Source organism: Burkholderia catarinensis (assembly GCF_001883705.2).
Taxonomy (GTDB): Bacteria; Pseudomonadota; Gammaproteobacteria; order Burkholderiales; family Burkholderiaceae; genus Burkholderia; species Burkholderia catarinensis.
In genome coordinates this window covers 452,557-468,273 of sequence record NZ_MDEQ02000001.1, presented here as the reverse complement: position 1 = coordinate 468,273, position 15,717 = coordinate 452,557, and the positions used below count along the sequence as shown (strand labels likewise).

The window sequence follows — 15,717 nt, the reverse complement described above, 5'->3', positions numbered from 1 at the left end:
GGTCAGAGTTCGATGCCCGATCGCTCGGCGACCGTGTGCATGTCCTTGTCGCCGCGGCCCGACAGGTTGACGAGCAGGATCTTGTCCTTCGGCAACGTCGGCGCGAGCTTCACGCCATACGCGATCGCGTGGCTCGACTCGAGCGCGGGAATGATCCCCTCGATCCGGCAGCAGTCGTGGAACGCCTTCAGCGCTTCGTCGTCCGTGATCGGGACGTACTGCGCGCGGCCGCTGTCCTTCAGCCACGCGTGCTCGGGGCCGACGCCCGGATAGTCCAGGCCCGCCGACACCGAATGCGTCTCGATGATCTGGCCGTTGTCGTCCTGCAGCAGGTACGTGCGGTTGCCGTGCAGCACGCCCGGGCTGCCGGCGATCAGCGATGCCGCATGACGGCCCGTGTCGAGGCCGTCGCCGGCCGCTTCGACGCCGATCAGCTGCACCGATCGATCGTCGATGTACGGATAGAAGATGCCCATCGCGTTCGAGCCGCCGCCGACGCAGGCAATCACCGCGTCGGGCTGCCGGCCCGCGAGTTCGGGCATCTGCACCTTGCACTCGTCGCCGATCACGCGCTGGAAGTCGCGCACCATCATCGGGTACGGGTGCGGGCCCGCGACCGTACCGATGATGTAGAACGTGCTCTCGATGTTCGTGACCCAGTCGCGCATCGCTTCGTTCAGCGCGTCCTTCAGCGTACGCGAACCCGACTCGACCGGCACGACCGTCGCGCCGAGCAGCTTCATCCGGTAGACGTTCGCGGCCTGCCGGCGCACGTCCTCCGAGCCCATGTAGACGATGCACTCCATCCCGAAGCGCGCGCAGATCGTCGCGGTCGCGACGCCGTGCTGGCCGGCGCCGGTTTCGGCGATCACGCGCTTCTTGCCCATGCGCTTCGCGAGCAGCGCCTGGCCGATCACGTTGTTGATCTTGTGCGCGCCCGTGTGGTTCAGGTCCTCGCGCTTCAGGTAGATCTGCGCGCCGCCGAGCGTCTCGCTCCAGCGCTGCGCGTGGTAGATCGGCGACGGACGGCCGACGAAATGCTTCAGCTCGCGCTCGAATTCGGCGACGAACTCGGGATCGTTCTGGAATTTTTCATACGCCGCGCGCAATTCGTCCAGCGCGTGAATCAGCGTCTCGGCGACGAACACGCCGCCATACGGGCCGAAGTGGCCGCGATCATCAGGAAGGTTGTACATGGTGTCTCTCTCGATCGGTCGATGCGCCCCGCTTTCGGGGCCGCACCGGCTTGCATCACCCGGCGTCCGCTTCGCGCACCGCGCGTACGAACGCCGCCATCCGGGCGTGATCCTTCACGCCCTTCGCGCCCTCCACTTCGATGCCACTCGAGACATCGACAGCAAACGGGCGCAACTGGCGGATCGCATCACCGACGTTTTGCGCGTTCAAGCCACCACTCAAAACGGCCCGACGCGCGAGCTCTGCGGGAATAAGAGACCAATCGAAGACCTTGCCGCTACCGCCGTAGTCCGGCACCAGGGTGTCGAACAGGAGGCCGCGCGCTTTCGAATAATGAAGAGCCGATTCTACCAAATCGGACGGCTGCGTCGAGGGGCCGACGCGCACCGCCCGCAGCCACGGCAGGCGTGCCGCGCGGCCGAGCGCATCGCACTGCTCCGGCGTCTCGTCGCCATGGAACTGCAGCATCGTGAGCGGCACGTCGCGCACGACGGCCTCGATCTCGGCTTCGGTCGCATTCACGAACAGCCCGACCACCGATACGAACGGCGGCGCCAGGCTTGTCAGCTCGGCCGCCTGCGCGATCGTTACCGCGCGCGGGCTCTTCGGGTAGAACACGAGGCCGATCGCATCCGCGCCGAGCGCCGCCGCGTGCAGCACGTCCTCGGGGCGCGACAGCCCGCACAGCTTGATGCGCGTGCGCGGCGGCAGGCCGGCCGCGGCGGAGGTCGAAGGAGAAACGGCGTGATCCGTCATGATTGAAGGTCCAGATCGGCCCAGACGCTGCTCCACGGCACGCTGCCGAGCTGCGCGGGCGGGACGGCGAATTCCGCCGGGTAGCCGACGTGGGCGAGGTACAGCCCGTCGGCCATGAACGTCGGTGCCGCAAGGCCGCGGTCGCGCCCGGCCAGCACGTCGGCAACCCAGTCGGCCGGATAGCGGCCGCGCCCGACCGCGACGAGGCAGCCCATCAGGTTGCGCACCATGTGGTGCAGGAACGCGTTGGCGCGGAAGCGGAAATGGATGAAATGGCCCGCACGCCGCACGTCGATCCGGTACAGGTGTTTGACCGGCGTCTTCGACTGGCATTCCGACGACCTGAACGACGAGAAATCGTGCTCGCCGATCAGGTGTGCGGCAGCGGCGCGCATCGCGTCGTCGTCGAGCGGCGTATGGATCCAGCCCGCGCGCCCGGCCAGCATCGGCGAGCGCACGGGGTGCACGTACAGCACGTAGTAATAGGTGCGCTCGAACGCCGAAAAACGCGCGTGAAACGTGTCCGGCATCGGCTTCGCCCATTGCACCGACACGGTCGACGGCAGGAACGCGTTGGTGCCGCGCACCCACGAGAAATCCTCGCGATCGAGATCCGTGTCGAAGTGCACGACCTGCCCGAGCCCGTGTACGCCCGTGTCGGTCCGCCCGGCCACCGTCGTATGCAACGGCGCCCGCGCGAACTCGGCCAGCGCGCGCTCGAGTCGATCCTGCACGGTCTTGCCGTGCGGCTGCGCCTGCCAGCCGCAGAACGCCGCGCCGTCGTACTGGATGCCCAGTGCGATCCGCATCACGCCTCGTCCGCCAGCTTCGCGAGCAGCGCGCGTGCATCGTCGCGCGTCGCGGCGTCGTTCGCGTCGACCACTTCCTGCAGCAGCGTCCGCGCGCCGGACAGGTCGCCCAGCTCGACGTACTCGGCCGCGAGGTCGAGCTTGTTGCGCGCGATGCGGGCGAGCTCGTCCGGCGTCAGCGCGGGCAACGCGGCGCCCGGCGCGGACGGCAGGTCGAGATCGAAATCGAGCTTCAGCGCGCCGAACTGCGCGCCGCCGAGCGGCGGCAGCGACGACGTCGCAGCCGGGCCGCCCGCGTGACCGGCGGGCGTCGCCGCGTCCGGATCCCAATCGAACTCGTCGTCCTGGTCGGCCGGATGTTCCGGGGCCGGAACGTTCGAGCCCATCGGCGGGGGCGAGCCGACTTGACCGTTAGTTGCGATTTTATCGGTGTCGGGCTGCCCTGCCCGCGCAGCCAACTCGTCCGCCGCCAGCGACGGCTCATCCGGTGCGCGCGGCGGCAGCGGCATGTCGAGGCTGTTGAGGGCACTGATCGCGTTCTGCATCAGCGCCGCGTGCTGCGCCTCGGTTGCCGAAGGGGCGGCGGGCGTCTCGACCGGCTTGTCGGCGGCGGCCTTTTCTACCGGTTCCGCATCGTGCGGAGCCGGAGCCGCTTCACTCGCGGGCGGTACCGCGGCGTGCTCGGACGGCGATGCGGGCAGCTCGAATTCGGGCTGCTCGCCATGCGGCTTCGTCGCTTCCGGCGCCGGCGAGATATCCGCATCCGGCATCTCGACCGCCGCCGCCGCTGCGGCGGTCGCCGCGGCAAGGGTCATGTCGGACGCCGCGTCACGGGCGACCGGCATCTCGGGCCGGATCGGCAGTTCGCGTTCGACGGACGACGCGGCTTCGGCTTCCGCGGCCGCGGCACCGCCCGCTGCATCAGCAGGCGCCACCGTACCCGTATCGTCCGTGCGCCGGCCCTTGCGGCGCTTGCGCCACGCGAACCCGGCCGCGAGGACGATCACGGCCGCGCCGGCCACTGCGGCCGGGCGCCAGTCCATCTGCTCGGTACGGCGCGCAGGCGCCGCCACGGGTGCGACCGGTTGCGCGGGCGCCGAGGCCGGCTGCACCGCGCTGGCGGCCACGCCGGACGCGGCTTCGCCTGCCGTCGACGCGGCAGCGGACGCGCCCGTGTCGTTCGTGGCCGGACGCGGTGCGGCGGGCGCCGGAGCAGGCGCGACGCCGCTCGTCGTGCCCGGCTTGCCGATGCCGTGCTTCTGCAGCTCCATCAGCACGCGGTTCTTCAGCGCCAGCAATTGCTGCAGGCTCGACGGCCGCGGTTCCGACGCGCCCGTGGCGGGTGCCGCGCCGCCCGGTTCGCTCGTGCCCGAAGCCAGGCTGCCCGGCGCGGGCTGGGCCGCGGCCTCGCTCGCGGACGACGGCGCCGACTGGATCGCGCCGCTCCACACATGCGGGCCGCTCGCACCGGCAACGGACGCCGCCGGCTGCATGCTTTCGACAGCTGACGCGCCGGGCGCAGCCGAAGCGCCGGGCGCAGCCGACGCGCCGGCTACCGTCGCGACGCTCGCGCCGCTCGCCGGCGCCGCATGCACGGCCGGCGCCACCGGCGTGGATTGCACGGCCGACCCCGGATGCGGCGCGGATGCGCCATGCTGCGCGACCACCGCACCGCCCGATGCAGCGGCGGGCGCGGCGGCGGCCGTCGTACCGGACGCACCCGACGCACCTGACGCACCTGACACACCTGACGCACCAGCCGGCACGAGTGCCGCGCCTGTCGCATCGAGCGCGGGCACGGTCAGCGTCGCGCCGACTTTCAGGCGGCTCGCGTCGCGCTTCATGAACGCCTGCGGATTGGCGTCGAACAGCGCGCGGCCGGCACGTGCGAGCACACCGGGATCGTGCGATTGCGTGGCGGCTTTCGCGATATCGTTCAGCGACTGGCCTGGCTGGACCGTCACGGTAAGCGGCGCGGCGGCGCCGACAGCGGACGCCGGCAGTTCGCCGGTGCCGGCCGCCCAGGCCGATGCGGCTGCGCCGAGGGCCAGGATCGCCAGCGCGCCACGCACGGCGCGCGACAGACGGGACTGACGCGGAAACAAGGAAATTCGGGACATCGTTGGCTCTATCGCCGCGCGCGGGCGCGGCTCGGATTCGCGGTTGGAAGCGTCAATAAAGTTGCCGCAGAAATGCAAAAGCGTCGCGCGGAACGCGACGCTTTCGGCGGGTCTGTGCGTCGTAACCGCGTAGTTTACTTCACGCGATCGGGTTCGGGCCGAATTCGTCGGCGGCAGGTGCAACCGGCCGCGTTCGTGCGTCGGCGCGCCCGGCCATCGGGCCGCGCTGCCGCCCGGGTCCGCACGCTGCAGCCGGCGCACCGGATTGATCAAAGCCCGCCGCCAACTGCTGAAAATCTTCGCCGCAACATCGCATCCGGGCCGAGTGACGCCGCTTTCGCGTGTTCACCGGGGGGGGTCGCACGCCCAGGCGTCAGGCCCGGACCTCGACTGCGGAATCGCGCGGGTTCGCTCAACAACGCTCGCCGTCTGCCGTTAATGGATTAACAGCCGCCAATAAAAAAATCCGGCGCCCGCCAATTCCATTGAAATAAATTTCAATTGTGCGATAAGAAGGCAATTCTCATCTCTTATCGCCGAATTGAAAATTTCCGCCACACAAGCCCCGCCACATAAGGCTTTCGCCCTCCCCGAATGATCCATTTCTCGTACGAAAACAATCATTTCGTCAGCAATTCAATTTCATTACACAAAATTACACAGATCAAATAACTGCCGTCGCTACGATCCTCTTCAAACAAGAAACGGCGCAATTCGGCCATCGCGTTCGCACATGCCGGAAAGGCGGGAGCGCGATCGGCCGGGCTGACGCCGTGAGGCGCCAGAGGGTCATCGCGCAGTCGCACGACTGCATTCACTCACCAGCTCGTTACGGGGATCGAACATGGGCTATCAGCAGGGTTTGAGCGGGTTGGCCGGCGCGTCGAGCAATCTCGACGTGATCGGCAACAACATCGCGAACGCAAACACGGTTGGCTTCAAGCAGGGGCGCGCGAACTTCGCCGACATGTACGCGAATTCGGTCGCGACGTCGACCAACACGCAGATCGGCATCGGCACGCGGCTCACGTCGGTGCAGCAGCAATTCGGCCAGGGGACGATCAACACGACCCACTCGTCGCTGGATATTGCGATCAACGGCAACGGCTTTTTCCAGATGTCGAGCAACGGCGCGACGACGTACTCGCGTGACGGCACGTTCCACCGCGACAAGAGCGGCGCCATCGTCGACTCGCAAAACCGCAACCTGATGGGCTATGCGGCAGGCGCGGGCGGCGCGATCAACACCGCGGCGACCGTGCCGCTGCAGGCGCCGACCGCCAACATCGCACCGCAGGCGACGACCAAGATCACCGGCCAGTTCAACCTGAATTCGCAGGACAAGGTGCCGGCCAAGACGCCGTTCAACGCGAGCGACAACACGACGTACAACTACAATTCGTCGATCCAGGCCTACGACACGCTCGGCGGCTCGCAACAGGTCACGATGTATTTCACGAAGAGCGCGGCCGGCACGTGGCAGGCCTACGCGGGCGTACAGGGCCAGACGCCGACGAATCTCGGCACGGTCACGTTCGATGCGTCGGGCCGGATCAGCTCGACGACGTCGGCCGCGACCGGCCAGCCGACGCCGAGCCTCGGCCAGTTCGCGTTCTCGATCCCGAACACGACAGGCGGCGCCAACCCGCAGAACCTGACGCTCGACCTCGGCGGCACGACACAGTACGGCGGGAAGGACGGCGTGAACAACCTCGCGCAGGACGGCTTCGCGAGCGGTACGCTGACGACGTTCTCGATCGGCACCGACGGCAAGCTGACCGGCAACTATTCGAATGGCCAGAGCGCGGTGCTCGGCCTGATCGCGCTCGCGAACTTCAACAACCCGAACGGGCTCGTGAACGTCGGCGGCAACCAGTATGTGGAAACCGCCGCGTCGGGCGTGCCTCAGATCTCCGCGCCGGGCAGCACGAACCACGGCACGCTGCAGGGCAGCGCGCTGGAAAACTCGAACGTCAACCTGACGACCGAGCTCGTGAACCTGATCACCGCGCAACGCAATTACCAGGCCAACGCGCAGACGATCAAGACCCAGCAGACGGTCGACCAGACGCTGCTGAACATGCGCTGACCCGCACATGAAAAACGCGCCGCGCCGGCCTTGATATCGTCAAGGCCGGCGCGGCGCGCAATCTTGTGCACCCGGCCCGCGGGCCGGACAGGCAGGCTTACTTGTCGAGCAGGATGCGCAGCATGCGGCGCAGCGGCTCGGCCGCGCCCCACAGCAGCTGGTCGCCGACCGTGAACGCCGACAGGTATTCGCCGCCCATCGCGAGCTTGCGCAGGCGGCCGACCGGCACCGTCAGCGTGCCCGTGATCTTCGCCGGCGACAGGTCGCGCATCGACGCTTCACGCTCGTTCGGCACGACCTTCACCCAGTCGTTCGCCGACGCGAGGATGCCGTTGATCTCGTCGAGCGGCACATCCTTCTTCAGCTTGATCGTCAGCGCCTGCGAGTGGCAGCGCATTGCGCCGATCCGCACGCACAGGCCGTCGACCGGGATCGAACCCGGCTCGCCCATGGCCGGCTTGCCGAGGATCTTGTTGGTTTCCGCACCGCCCTTCCACTCTTCCTTCGACATCCCGTTGCCGAGATCCTTGTCGATCCACGGGATCAGCGAGCCGGCCAGCGGCACGCCGAACTGGCTCGTCGGCATCGCGTCGCTGTTCATCGTGGCGAGCACGCGGCGGTCGATGTCGAGAATCGCGGAAGCCGGATTGGCGAGCTGTTCCTGCACCGCGCCGTGCAGCGCGCCCATCTGCGACAGCAGTTCGCGCATGTTCTGCGCGCCCGCACCCGATGCGGCCTGGTAGGTCATCGCCGTCATCCAGTCGACGAGGTTCTCGCGGAACAGGCCGCCGAGCGCCATCAGCATCAGGCTGACCGTGCAGTTGCCGCCGACGAAGTTCTTCGTGCCCTTGACGAGCGCGTCCTTGATCACGTCGAGGTTGACCGGATCGAGGATGATGACCGCGTCGTCCTTCATCCGCAGCGACGATGCCGCATCGATCCAGTAGCCGTTCCAGCCGGCCGCGCGCAGCTTCGGGAACACGTCGTTCGTGTAGTCGCCGCCCTGGCACGTGATGATCACGTCGCACTTCTTCAGCTCGTCGACGTTGGTCGCGTCCTTGAGCGTAGTCTCGTTTTTCGCGAACGACGGCGCGTTGCCGCCCGTGTTGCTGGTGCTGAAAAACACCGGTTCGATCAGGTCGAAATCGCCCTCTTCCTGCATGCGCTGCATCAGGACGCTGCCGACCATGCCGCGCCAACCTACGAGACCTACGTTCATGACTAACCCTTTGCTTTGAATGGAGCTTCCCCGCCATTTCCGTCCCCGCGTGACCGCGCGGGGAAACAGGCGGGCACGACGGCGATCAGCGTTTAATGATCGTTTTCGTGGTAATGGTTTTCGTGATGACGATGGCGCGCGCACCCACACGGGCAGTGTTGCCGTGGAGTTTCAGGACCGGGGAGATCAGGGAAATCAGCGCCATCGTTCGAGTCTACACAAAGCCGGTTGCCCGCACAACGGCCAACCGCGCGCGAACAAACCGATTTTGCGGCCCGTTCGCGCCCTTTTCCAAATTACTGCCGCATGCCTTACAGCGCCGCGACCACCGCGTCGCCCATCGCCGCCGTGCCGACCTGCTTGCAACCCGGCGTCACGATGTCGCCCGTGCGGTAGCCCTGTTCGAGCACCGTTTTCACCGCGCGCTCGATGCGATCGGCCTGCTCCGCGCGATTCAGCGAGTAGCGCAGCAGCATCGCGGCCGACAGGATCGTCGCGAGCGGGTTCGCGATGCCCTTGCCCGCGATGTCCGGCGCCGAACCGTGCGACGGCTCGTACAGGCCCTTGTTGTTCTTGTCGAGCGACGCCGACGGCAGCATGCCGATCGAGCCCGTCAGCATCGACGCTTCATCCGACAGGATGTCGCCGAACATGTTGCCCGTCACGATCACGTCGAATTGCTTCGGCGCCTTCGCGAGCTGCATCGCCGCGTTGTCGACGTACATGTGCGACAGCTCGACGTCCGCGTATTCCTTCGACACGTCGATCATGATGTCGCGCCAGAACTGCGACGTTTCGAGCACGTTCGACTTGTCGACCGACAGCAGCTTCTTCGCGCGCTTGCGCGCGGCCTGGAACGCGACGTGCGCGATACGGCGCACTTCCGGCTCCGAGTAGCGCATCGTGTCGAAGCCTTCGCGCTCGCCGGCGAACGGGCCGTCCGGTGCGGCACGCACACCGCGCGGCTGGCCGAAGTAGATGTCGCCGTTCAGTTCGCGCACGATCAGGATGTCGAGGCCCGCGACCAGTTCCGGCTTCAGCGGCGACGCATCGACGAGCTGCGGATAGCAGATCGCCGGACGGAAGTTCGCGAACAGCTCGAGATGCTTGCGCAGCCCGAGGATCGCCTGCTCGGGGCGCAGCGCGCGCTCGAGCGAGTCGTACTTCCAGTCGCCGACCGCGCCGAACAGGATCGCATCGGCTTCCTTCGCGAGCTTCAGCGTCGCGTCGGGCAGCGGATGACCGCTCGCCTCGTAGCCCGCGCCGCCGACCGGCGCCTGTTCGAGTTCGAACTTCTCGCCGAGTGCGTTCAGCACCTTCACCGCTTCGTTGACGATTTCCGGGCCGATGCCGTCGCCGGGCAGCACTGCAATCTTCATGCGTAATTCCTGACTGGGTAGGTTGTGGAGGCAGGCCGGCGAGCGCGCGAAAAGCGCGCCCGCCCGAAAAGCGAAATCAGCCGACCAGCTTGGTGTTGAGCCACGGCTGCTTCACGAGCCGCTCGGCTTCGAACTGGCGGATCTTGTCCGCGTGGCGCAGCGTGAGGCCGATGTCGTCGAAGCCGTTCAGCAGGCAGTACTTGCGGAACGCGGCGACCTCGAACGGATACTCGCGGCCGTCGGCCGCCCGCACGACCTGCGCATCGAGATCGATCGTCAGCTGGTAGCCGTTGAACGCGGCCGTCTCGCTGAACAGGTGATCGACCTGCTGCTCGGTCAGCACGATCGGCAGCAGCCCGTTCTTGTAGCAGTTGTTGAAGAAGATGTCCGCGAAGCTCGGCGCGATGATCGCGCGGAAGCCATACTGCTGCAGCGCCCACGGCGCGTGCTCGCGCGAGCTGCCGCAGCCGAAGTTCTTGCGTGCGATCAGCACCGAGGCGCCCTGGTAGCGCGGCTGGTTCAGCACGAAGTCCGGATTCAGCGGACGCTTCGAGTTGTCCTGGCCCGGCTCGCCGTGATCGAGGTAACGCCATTCGTCGAACGCGTTCGGACCGAAGCCCGTGCGCTTGATCGACTTCAGGAACTGCTTCGGGATGATCGCGTCGGTGTCGACGTTCTCGCGATCGAGCGGCGCCACGACGCCGGTATGCACAGTGAATTTTTCCATGATCCGTCTATCCGGTTGAAGGGCCGGCATTCAGCCGGCGCACATCGCAAATTCTCGGTCGGTGGCGTCAGTCGGCGGCGCGCTGAAGCGCGTTGCCGGCGGCGTTGACGTCCTGGCCGAAGCCTCGGACGGTATTGCAGCCCGCGAGGCCGAAGCCCAGCCCCGCCAGCGCCAGCGCGGCAACCAGCCGCGCAATGACCTTCGATGCCGTCACGCGTTACCCCAGCTTGCGAATGTCGACGAAGTGACCTTCGATCGCAGCGGCAGCCGCCATCGCGGGGCTCACGAGGTGCGTGCGACCGCCCGCGCCCTGCCGGCCTTCGAAGTTGCGGTTCGACGTCGACGCGCAGCGCTCGCCCGGATCGAGCCGGTCGGCATTCATCGCGAGGCACATCGAGCAGCCCGGCTCGCGCCATTCGAAGCCGGCATCCGTGAACACCTTGTCGAGCCCTTCGCGCTCGGCCTGCGCCTTCACGAGGCCCGAGCCCGGCACGACCATCGCGAGCCGCACGTTCGACGCGACGCGACGGTTCAGCTTCTTCACGACATACGCGGCCGCGCGGATATCCTCGATCCGCGCGTTCGTGCACGAGCCGATGAAGATCTTGTCGACCTTGATCGCTTCGATCGGCGTGTTCGGCTCGAGCGCCATGTAGGCCAGCGCGCGCTCCATCGCGTCGCGCTTGACCGGATCCTTCTCGCGCTCGGGATCGGGCACGCGACCGTCGATCGACGTGACCATTTCCGGCGACGTGCCCCACGTGACCTGCGGGACGATCTCGGCCGCGTTCAGCTCGACCACGCGGTCGAACTGCGCGCCTTCGTCCGACTTGAACTGGCGCCAGTACTCGACGGCCTGGTCCCATTCCGCGCCGGTCGGCACGAACGGACGGCCTTTCAGGTAATCGATCGTCGTGTCGTCGACCGCGACCATGCCCGCACGCGCGCCGGCCTCGATCGCCATGTTGCAGACGGTCATGCGGCCTTCCATCGTCAGCGCGCGGATCGTCGAGCCGCCGAATTCGATCGCGTAGCCCGTGCCGCCTGCCGTGCCGATCTTGCCGATGATCGCGAGCACGATGTCCTTCGCGGTACAGCCGCGCGGCAGTGCGCCCTCGACCTTCACGAGCATGTTCTTGCTCTTCTTCTGCAACAGGGTTTGCGTCGCGAGCACGTGCTCGACTTCCGACGTGCCGATGCCGTGCGCGAGCGCGCCGAACGCGCCGTGCGTCGACGTATGCGAATCGCCGCACACGATCGTCATGCCCGGCAGCGTCGCGCCCTGCTCCGGCCCGATGATGTGGACGATGCCCTGGCGCACGTCGTTCATCTTGAACTGCGTGATGCCGAACGCATCGCAATTCGAGTCGAGCGTGTCGACCTGCAGCTTCGAGACGGGATCGGCAATGCCGTGGCTGCGGTCCGTCGTCGGCACGTTGTGGTCCGACACGGCCAGGTTCGCGCTGATGCGCCACACCGGGCGCTGCGCGATCTTCAGCCCTTCGAACGCCTGCGGGCTCGTGACTTCATGCAGCAGCTGACGGTCGATGTAGAGCAACGTCGTGCCGTCGTCCTCGGTGTGGACCACGTGGGTGTTCCACAGTTTGTCGTAGAGAGTCTGTGCCATGGGTATGCGGGGTCGTTGTGACTTCAAGCCTTGCGGATGCGGTCGATTATGCCACGCAGAACGCGTCGCGGCGCAGGCCGGACGCGAAAAAACCCATTAAAAACAGTGGTTTGGCTAGTAGTGTCAATACCTGTATCGGCATTACCCGGCAAACCGGGCACGCGGGATCCGCCGGACCGTGATCGCGGATCGCGCGCGCCGGGCCGAAGCCCGCGGCCTCAGCCGTTCGGGTATTCGCGCTTGATCAGGTCGAGCCGCAGCATGCCGAGCTGCACGCCCGCATTGCTCAGCAGGTAGAGATCGCGCCGCCTCAACGCCGGCATCTGCGCGGCCGTGTCGTAGAGCGACGGCAGCGTCAGGCCGGCCGGCACCGCGGCCTGCATCCCGGCCGTATTCGACACGCGCACGGCGATCGACGCCTGATCCAGGTGGGTGACGACGCCGACCTTGCCGAGCGCCGCGGCCGAACCGGCCTGCCTGACGATCGCGGCGGCGACGCCGTCGGGCGTCGGTATCGGGCTGCCGGCGGCCGCGGCAGGCGTCGCGATCGACGTCACGCCGGCCGTCAGCCCGTATTTCGACGCGAGCACGCCCGCGACTTCCTGCTGCGCGAAGATCGGCGCCGCGACCTTTTGCCGAAGCTGGAACACGACGTCGGCAATCGCCTCGTTCACGGGGCCCGGCACCGGCGCGGCGCCGGATGCCCCGGCGCGACTGCCGAAGCCGAACGCGGCAATCGTGTTGATTCCGGCGGAGGCGACGGTCGGCGGTGCCCACGAGAACAACGTGTCGAGCAGATATCCGGTTTCGTCGGTGGCGGTCGCGCGGTCGTTCAGTTCGTTCGTCAGCTTGCCGAGCATCTGGCGCTGCAGTTCGGCATCGGAAACGGGGGCATCGCTCGCGAAGGCGGGAGCAGCGGCGGCGCACGACGCGGCGAGCAGCGAAGTGGAAGCCAGGAAATGGCGACGAGTATTCATGGTCATGAGAGTCGAATGGGGAGCGGAAGGCGTCAGCCCTTCGGGAACGCCTGCATCGTCGCGGTCACCGCGCGCGTCAGCATCTGCGCATACATGTCGTGCACGAGGTAGAGGCTGCGGTTGCGCGTCCACGGCTGGCCCGACTGCGGGTCGTACGTCGTCGGCAGCGGCACCTCGGCAACCGCTGCCGCCTTCATGCCCGCCTGCTGCGACGTCTGGATGCAGCGCTTCGCATGATCGCGATGGCCGACCACCGCGACGGCGCCCATCGCCGCCGCGCCGCCCGCGCGCGACACGGCCACGGCCGCGACGCCGGCCGTGCTCAGGTACACGATCGAACCGTCGCTCGCGATCACCGGTTCGATCGACGACAGCACGTCGGCACCCATCCCGTATTTCGACACGAGAAAACGCGCGATTTCCCACTGCGCGTAGACCTTGACGGGCTTCAGTTGCCGAATGCGGTACACGGCATCCGCGAGCGCTTCGTTGACGGGCCCCGGATCGGGCAGCGCCGACTGGTTGCCGCCCGTGCTCGACGTGTTGCCGCTCGCCGCGTTCGGACGGTTGCCGAAGCTGTACGCGACGATCGCGCCGATCTGCGCGGCCGGCACCGCCGGCAGGTCCCACGTGAAGCCGACATCGGTCAGCGCCGGCACGATCGCATCGACCGTCGCCGCATCGCCGAGCTGCGCGTTCAGCTTCGCGGACATCTGCGCGGCAAGCGCCGCGTCGGTGATCGGCGCCGACGTGACGTCGTCGCCACCGCATGCGCTCAGCAGTGAAGAGGCCGCGACGGCTGGCGCGGCGGCAAGGAATTTTCTTCGGGACGAAGCCCGGGAAGGCAGACTCATGAGCACGATACGCAATGATGCGAATGACGACCGTGCCCGGCGGCAGGCAGGGTCAACGAAATTCGCAGGGTCAAGGGGAAACGCAACCGGGCAACCGCGCGCGAGCCGGAATCGCGACGCGCCGCCGATCGACGACGCGATCCTAGGCGGCGTTGGTTAAATTGCGGTGAAAGCACCGGCCGAATCCGCTCGATCGCCACCGTGTTTCGCCGATGGGCGGTTTCGTTTCACATGTGGTGAGCGAACCGCATTCCTGTTTCGCTGGTGGCGCGCTCGCGACAGGCACGGGGTTTCGACGTATCGACACCCGAGCTACGATGGCGCAACACACGTCCCCACGATCCGGACCCGGAGCCCCCCACGATGAAGCTCGGCCTGAACGAATCGCTCGCGCGCCTCGACGACGAAGGCGCGCTGTTCACGACACTGTTTCGCCACGGCACGCTCGACGTCGAGCTGTACCGGCCGCGCATCGACGACTTGCAGACGCCGCACTCGCGCGACGAAATCTACGTGATCGCGACCGGCACGTCGCGCTTCGTCGTCGACGGGCGCGAATGCGGCGTCGCGGCCGGCGACGCGCTGTTCGTCCCCGCATACGCGGCGCATCGCTTCGTCGGCTTCTCCGACGACTTCTCGACCTGGGTGTTCTTCTACGGCCCGGAAGGCGGCGAGCGCGCGTGACGCATGATGCGCGCGGCGCTTTTCCCGTGATCGCCTAGACTGTCTATTCGCAACGGACGGCGCGCGGCCGCCCGGTCGTCACGATGCCGGCAGCATCCGGTTCAACGAACAGGAAGACAGCATGCGCTATGAACTCTATTACTGGCCCGAGATCCAGGGCCGCGGCGAGTACGTGCGGCTCGCGCTCGAGGCAGCCGAGGCCGACTATGTCGATGTCGCACGCGAATCGGGGCGCGGGATGGGCGTGTCGGCAATGATGCGCATGATGGACAGCACGAAGGCCGAATGCGTGCCGTTCGCGCCGCCGTTCCTGAAGGCCGGCGACCTGGTCGTCGGGCAGACGGCGAACATCCTGCTGTTTCTCGGCGCGCGGCTCGGGCTCGCGCCCGACGACGAAGCCGGCCGGCTGTGGGTACACCAGATCCAGCTGACCGTCGCCGATTTCGTCACCGAGATCCACGACACGCATCACCCGATCGCCAGCGGCCTGTACTACGAAGACCAGAAGGCGGAAGCCGCCGAGCGCGCGGCCGATTTCCTCGAGAACCGGCTGCCGAAATTCCTCGGCTACTTCGATCGCGTGCTCGGACAGAATCCGCACGACAGCGGCCATATCGCGGGCACCGCGCTCAGTTACGCGGACCTGTCGATGTTCCAGCTGATCGAAGGCTTGCGCTATGCGTTTCCGAAAGCGATGAAGCGCGCGGAGCGGAAAGTCGCGGCACTCGTCGCACTGCATGATCGCGTCGCGCAGCATCCGCCCGTCGCGCGCTATCTCGCGTCGTCGCGCCGCATCCCGTTCAACGACATGGGGATCTTCCGGCACTATCCGGAGCTGGACGTGTAACGGTGGGCGGTGCGCTCGCTGCTCACGCGGCAACCGGTGTCTCGTGCAGATGACGCCACACGATCACGCCGTCCGCTTCGCGCCGGAACACGGCCGTCGAGCGCCGCACCGTGCGCCGCCCTTCGCCGTCGGTCTGCGTCTCGCGATAGCCGATCGTCGCGCCGTCGGACCACACGGCAAGCTCGCGCCATTCGTCGAGGCCGATCACCAGCCCGGGCCGCGCGCCATGTCCGTGTGAAAACAGCGCGTCGACGCCCGCGTAATCGAGTACCGTGCCCGACAGCGTGATCATCGAAAATCCCGGCGAAAAACGCGCCATCAGCGTCGCGAGCCGCTCGGGGTTTGCACGACCGGACAACCAGCTTTCGATGTCGGCGACGGTATCGACGACTTCCTTGAAAAACGGATTCGGCAGATTCATGAGTCTCTCAG

At 67.2% G+C, this 15,717-nt stretch carries 17 protein-coding genes; 3 read left to right on the top strand and 14 right to left on the bottom strand.

The features are described 5' to 3' along the window. Positions 1 to 2: 2 nt before the first annotated feature. The 5 genes from trpB to BFF94_RS02070 all read right to left on the bottom strand — a co-directional run bounded on the left by trpB (position 3) and on the right by BFF94_RS02070 (position 5,700). Positions 3 to 1,196: a tryptophan synthase subunit beta gene (gene trpB, locus BFF94_RS02090; RefSeq protein ID WP_128844221.1), complete on the bottom strand. Its 1,194-nt coding sequence runs from the start codon at positions 1,194 to 1,196 to the stop codon at positions 3 to 5. A 55-nt stretch (positions 1,197 to 1,251) separates the two neighbouring features. Further along, complete coding sequence (locus BFF94_RS02085; RefSeq protein WP_128844223.1) at positions 1,252 to 1,953, bottom strand: phosphoribosylanthranilate isomerase; 702 nt, start codon at positions 1,951 to 1,953, stop codon at positions 1,252 to 1,254. After that, complete coding sequence (gene truA / locus BFF94_RS02080) at positions 1,950 to 2,762, bottom strand: tRNA pseudouridine(38-40) synthase TruA (protein WP_128844225.1); 813 nt, start codon at positions 2,760 to 2,762, stop codon at positions 1,950 to 1,952. Before truA ends, BFF94_RS02085 begins: the two co-directional genes overlap by 4 nt. Beyond that, positions 2,762 to 4,882: a FimV/HubP family polar landmark protein gene (locus tag BFF94_RS02075; RefSeq protein ID WP_219138917.1), complete on the bottom strand. Its 2,121-nt coding sequence runs from the start codon at positions 4,880 to 4,882 to the stop codon at positions 2,762 to 2,764. Before BFF94_RS02075 ends, truA begins: the two co-directional genes overlap by 1 nt. Before the next feature lie 620 nt (positions 4,883 to 5,502). Further along, positions 5,503 to 5,700, bottom strand: coding sequence for a hypothetical protein (locus BFF94_RS02070; protein WP_128841426.1), 198 nt, complete (start codon positions 5,698 to 5,700; stop codon positions 5,503 to 5,505). 26 nt (positions 5,701 to 5,726) lie between these two features. Between BFF94_RS02070 and flgE the strand changes: the two genes are divergently transcribed. Further along, a complete protein-coding gene (flgE, locus tag BFF94_RS02065; protein ID WP_128841427.1) occupies positions 5,727 to 6,971 on the top strand; it encodes a flagellar hook protein FlgE in 1,245 nt (414 codons plus the stop codon). Between the two features lie 97 nt (positions 6,972 to 7,068). Here the strand turns inward: flgE and asd are convergent, their stop codons facing one another. From asd to BFF94_RS02025, 8 genes are all read right to left on the bottom strand, one after another. Then, a complete protein-coding gene (asd, locus tag BFF94_RS02060) occupies positions 7,069 to 8,190 on the bottom strand; it encodes an aspartate-semialdehyde dehydrogenase (RefSeq protein ID WP_128841428.1) in 1,122 nt (373 codons plus the stop codon). Positions 8,191 to 8,275: 85 nt separating this feature from the next. Beyond that, positions 8,276 to 8,395: a hypothetical protein gene (locus tag BFF94_RS02055; protein ID WP_006487736.1), complete on the bottom strand. Its 120-nt coding sequence runs from the start codon at positions 8,393 to 8,395 to the stop codon at positions 8,276 to 8,278. Positions 8,396 to 8,501: 106 nt separating this feature from the next. Beyond that, on the bottom strand, positions 8,502 to 9,569 hold the full coding sequence (gene leuB / locus BFF94_RS02050; RefSeq protein WP_128841429.1) for a 3-isopropylmalate dehydrogenase: 1,068 nt from the start codon (positions 9,567 to 9,569) through the stop codon (positions 8,502 to 8,504). Positions 9,570 to 9,645: 76 nt separating this feature from the next. Beyond that, complete coding sequence (gene leuD / locus BFF94_RS02045; RefSeq protein ID WP_128841430.1) at positions 9,646 to 10,296, bottom strand: 3-isopropylmalate dehydratase small subunit; 651 nt, start codon at positions 10,294 to 10,296, stop codon at positions 9,646 to 9,648. A 67-nt stretch (positions 10,297 to 10,363) separates the two neighbouring features. Then, positions 10,364 to 10,510, bottom strand: coding sequence for an entericidin A/B family lipoprotein (locus BFF94_RS02040; RefSeq protein ID WP_085041497.1), 147 nt, complete (start codon positions 10,508 to 10,510; stop codon positions 10,364 to 10,366). A 3-nt stretch (positions 10,511 to 10,513) separates the two neighbouring features. Then, complete coding sequence (leuC, locus tag BFF94_RS02035; protein ID WP_128841431.1) at positions 10,514 to 11,923, bottom strand: 3-isopropylmalate dehydratase large subunit; 1,410 nt, start codon at positions 11,921 to 11,923, stop codon at positions 10,514 to 10,516. A gap of 218 nt (positions 11,924 to 12,141) precedes the next feature. Then, positions 12,142 to 12,900 (bottom strand): Tat pathway signal protein, encoded by a 759-nt coding sequence (locus BFF94_RS02030; RefSeq protein WP_128841432.1) that lies wholly within the window; start codon positions 12,898 to 12,900, stop codon positions 12,142 to 12,144. 32 nt (positions 12,901 to 12,932) lie between these two features. Beyond that, the gene (locus BFF94_RS02025; protein ID WP_219138915.1) at positions 12,933 to 13,754 is read right to left on the bottom strand and encodes a hypothetical protein; all 822 of its coding nucleotides are present in this window, start codon (positions 13,752 to 13,754) and stop codon (positions 12,933 to 12,935) included. A 363-nt stretch (positions 13,755 to 14,117) separates the two neighbouring features. On the opposite strand from BFF94_RS02025, the gene BFF94_RS02020 reads away from it, so the two are divergent. Both BFF94_RS02020 and BFF94_RS02015 read left to right on the top strand, forming a co-directional pair. Further along, positions 14,118 to 14,438, top strand: a complete 321-nt coding sequence (locus tag BFF94_RS02020; protein ID WP_128841433.1) for a cupin domain-containing protein — start codon at positions 14,118 to 14,120, stop codon at positions 14,436 to 14,438. A 121-nt stretch (positions 14,439 to 14,559) separates the two neighbouring features. Further along, positions 14,560 to 15,285 carry a glutathione S-transferase gene (locus tag BFF94_RS02015; RefSeq protein ID WP_128841434.1) on the top strand — a complete coding sequence of 242 codons (726 nt, stop codon included), beginning with the start codon at positions 14,560 to 14,562 and terminating at the stop codon, positions 15,283 to 15,285. Positions 15,286 to 15,307: 22 nt separating this feature from the next. Here the strand turns inward: BFF94_RS02015 and BFF94_RS02010 are convergent, their stop codons facing one another. Continuing rightward, a complete protein-coding gene (locus tag BFF94_RS02010; RefSeq protein WP_128841435.1) occupies positions 15,308 to 15,706 on the bottom strand; it encodes a DUF4440 domain-containing protein in 399 nt (132 codons plus the stop codon). Between the last annotated feature and the right edge of the window lie 11 nt (positions 15,707 to 15,717).

Coding starts and splice junctions, on each gene's coding strand:
- BFF94_RS02025 (WP_219138915.1), bottom strand. CDS start 13,754: ATGAGTCTGCCTTCCCGGGCTTCGTCCCGAAGAAAATTCCTTGCCGCC.
- leuC (WP_128841431.1), bottom strand. CDS start 11,923: ATGGCACAGACTCTCTACGACAAACTGTGGAACACCCACGTGGTCCAC.
- BFF94_RS02010 (WP_128841435.1), bottom strand. CDS start 15,706: ATGAATCTGCCGAATCCGTTTTTCAAGGAAGTCGTCGATACCGTCGCC.
- BFF94_RS02030 (WP_128841432.1), bottom strand. CDS start 12,900: ATGAATACTCGTCGCCATTTCCTGGCTTCCACTTCGCTGCTCGCCGCG.
- BFF94_RS02015 (WP_128841434.1), top strand. CDS start 14,560: ATGCGCTATGAACTCTATTACTGGCCCGAGATCCAGGGCCGCGGCGAG.
- BFF94_RS02055 (WP_006487736.1), bottom strand. CDS start 8,395: ATGGCGCTGATTTCCCTGATCTCCCCGGTCCTGAAACTCCACGGCAAC.
- flgE (WP_128841427.1), top strand. CDS start 5,727: ATGGGCTATCAGCAGGGTTTGAGCGGGTTGGCCGGCGCGTCGAGCAAT.
- BFF94_RS02085 (WP_128844223.1), bottom strand. CDS start 1,953: ATGACGGATCACGCCGTTTCTCCTTCGACCTCCGCCGCGGCCGGCCTG.
- BFF94_RS02075 (WP_219138917.1), bottom strand. CDS start 4,882: ATGTCCCGAATTTCCTTGTTTCCGCGTCAGTCCCGTCTGTCGCGCGCC.
- leuB (WP_128841429.1), bottom strand. CDS start 9,569: ATGAAGATTGCAGTGCTGCCCGGCGACGGCATCGGCCCGGAAATCGTC.
- leuD (WP_128841430.1), bottom strand. CDS start 10,296: ATGGAAAAATTCACTGTGCATACCGGCGTCGTGGCGCCGCTCGATCGC.
- truA (WP_128844225.1), bottom strand. CDS start 2,762: ATGCGGATCGCACTGGGCATCCAGTACGACGGCGCGGCGTTCTGCGGC.
- trpB (WP_128844221.1), bottom strand. CDS start 1,196: ATGTACAACCTTCCTGATGATCGCGGCCACTTCGGCCCGTATGGCGGC.
- asd (WP_128841428.1), bottom strand. CDS start 8,190: ATGAACGTAGGTCTCGTAGGTTGGCGCGGCATGGTCGGCAGCGTCCTG.
- BFF94_RS02020 (WP_128841433.1), top strand. CDS start 14,118: ATGAAGCTCGGCCTGAACGAATCGCTCGCGCGCCTCGACGACGAAGGC.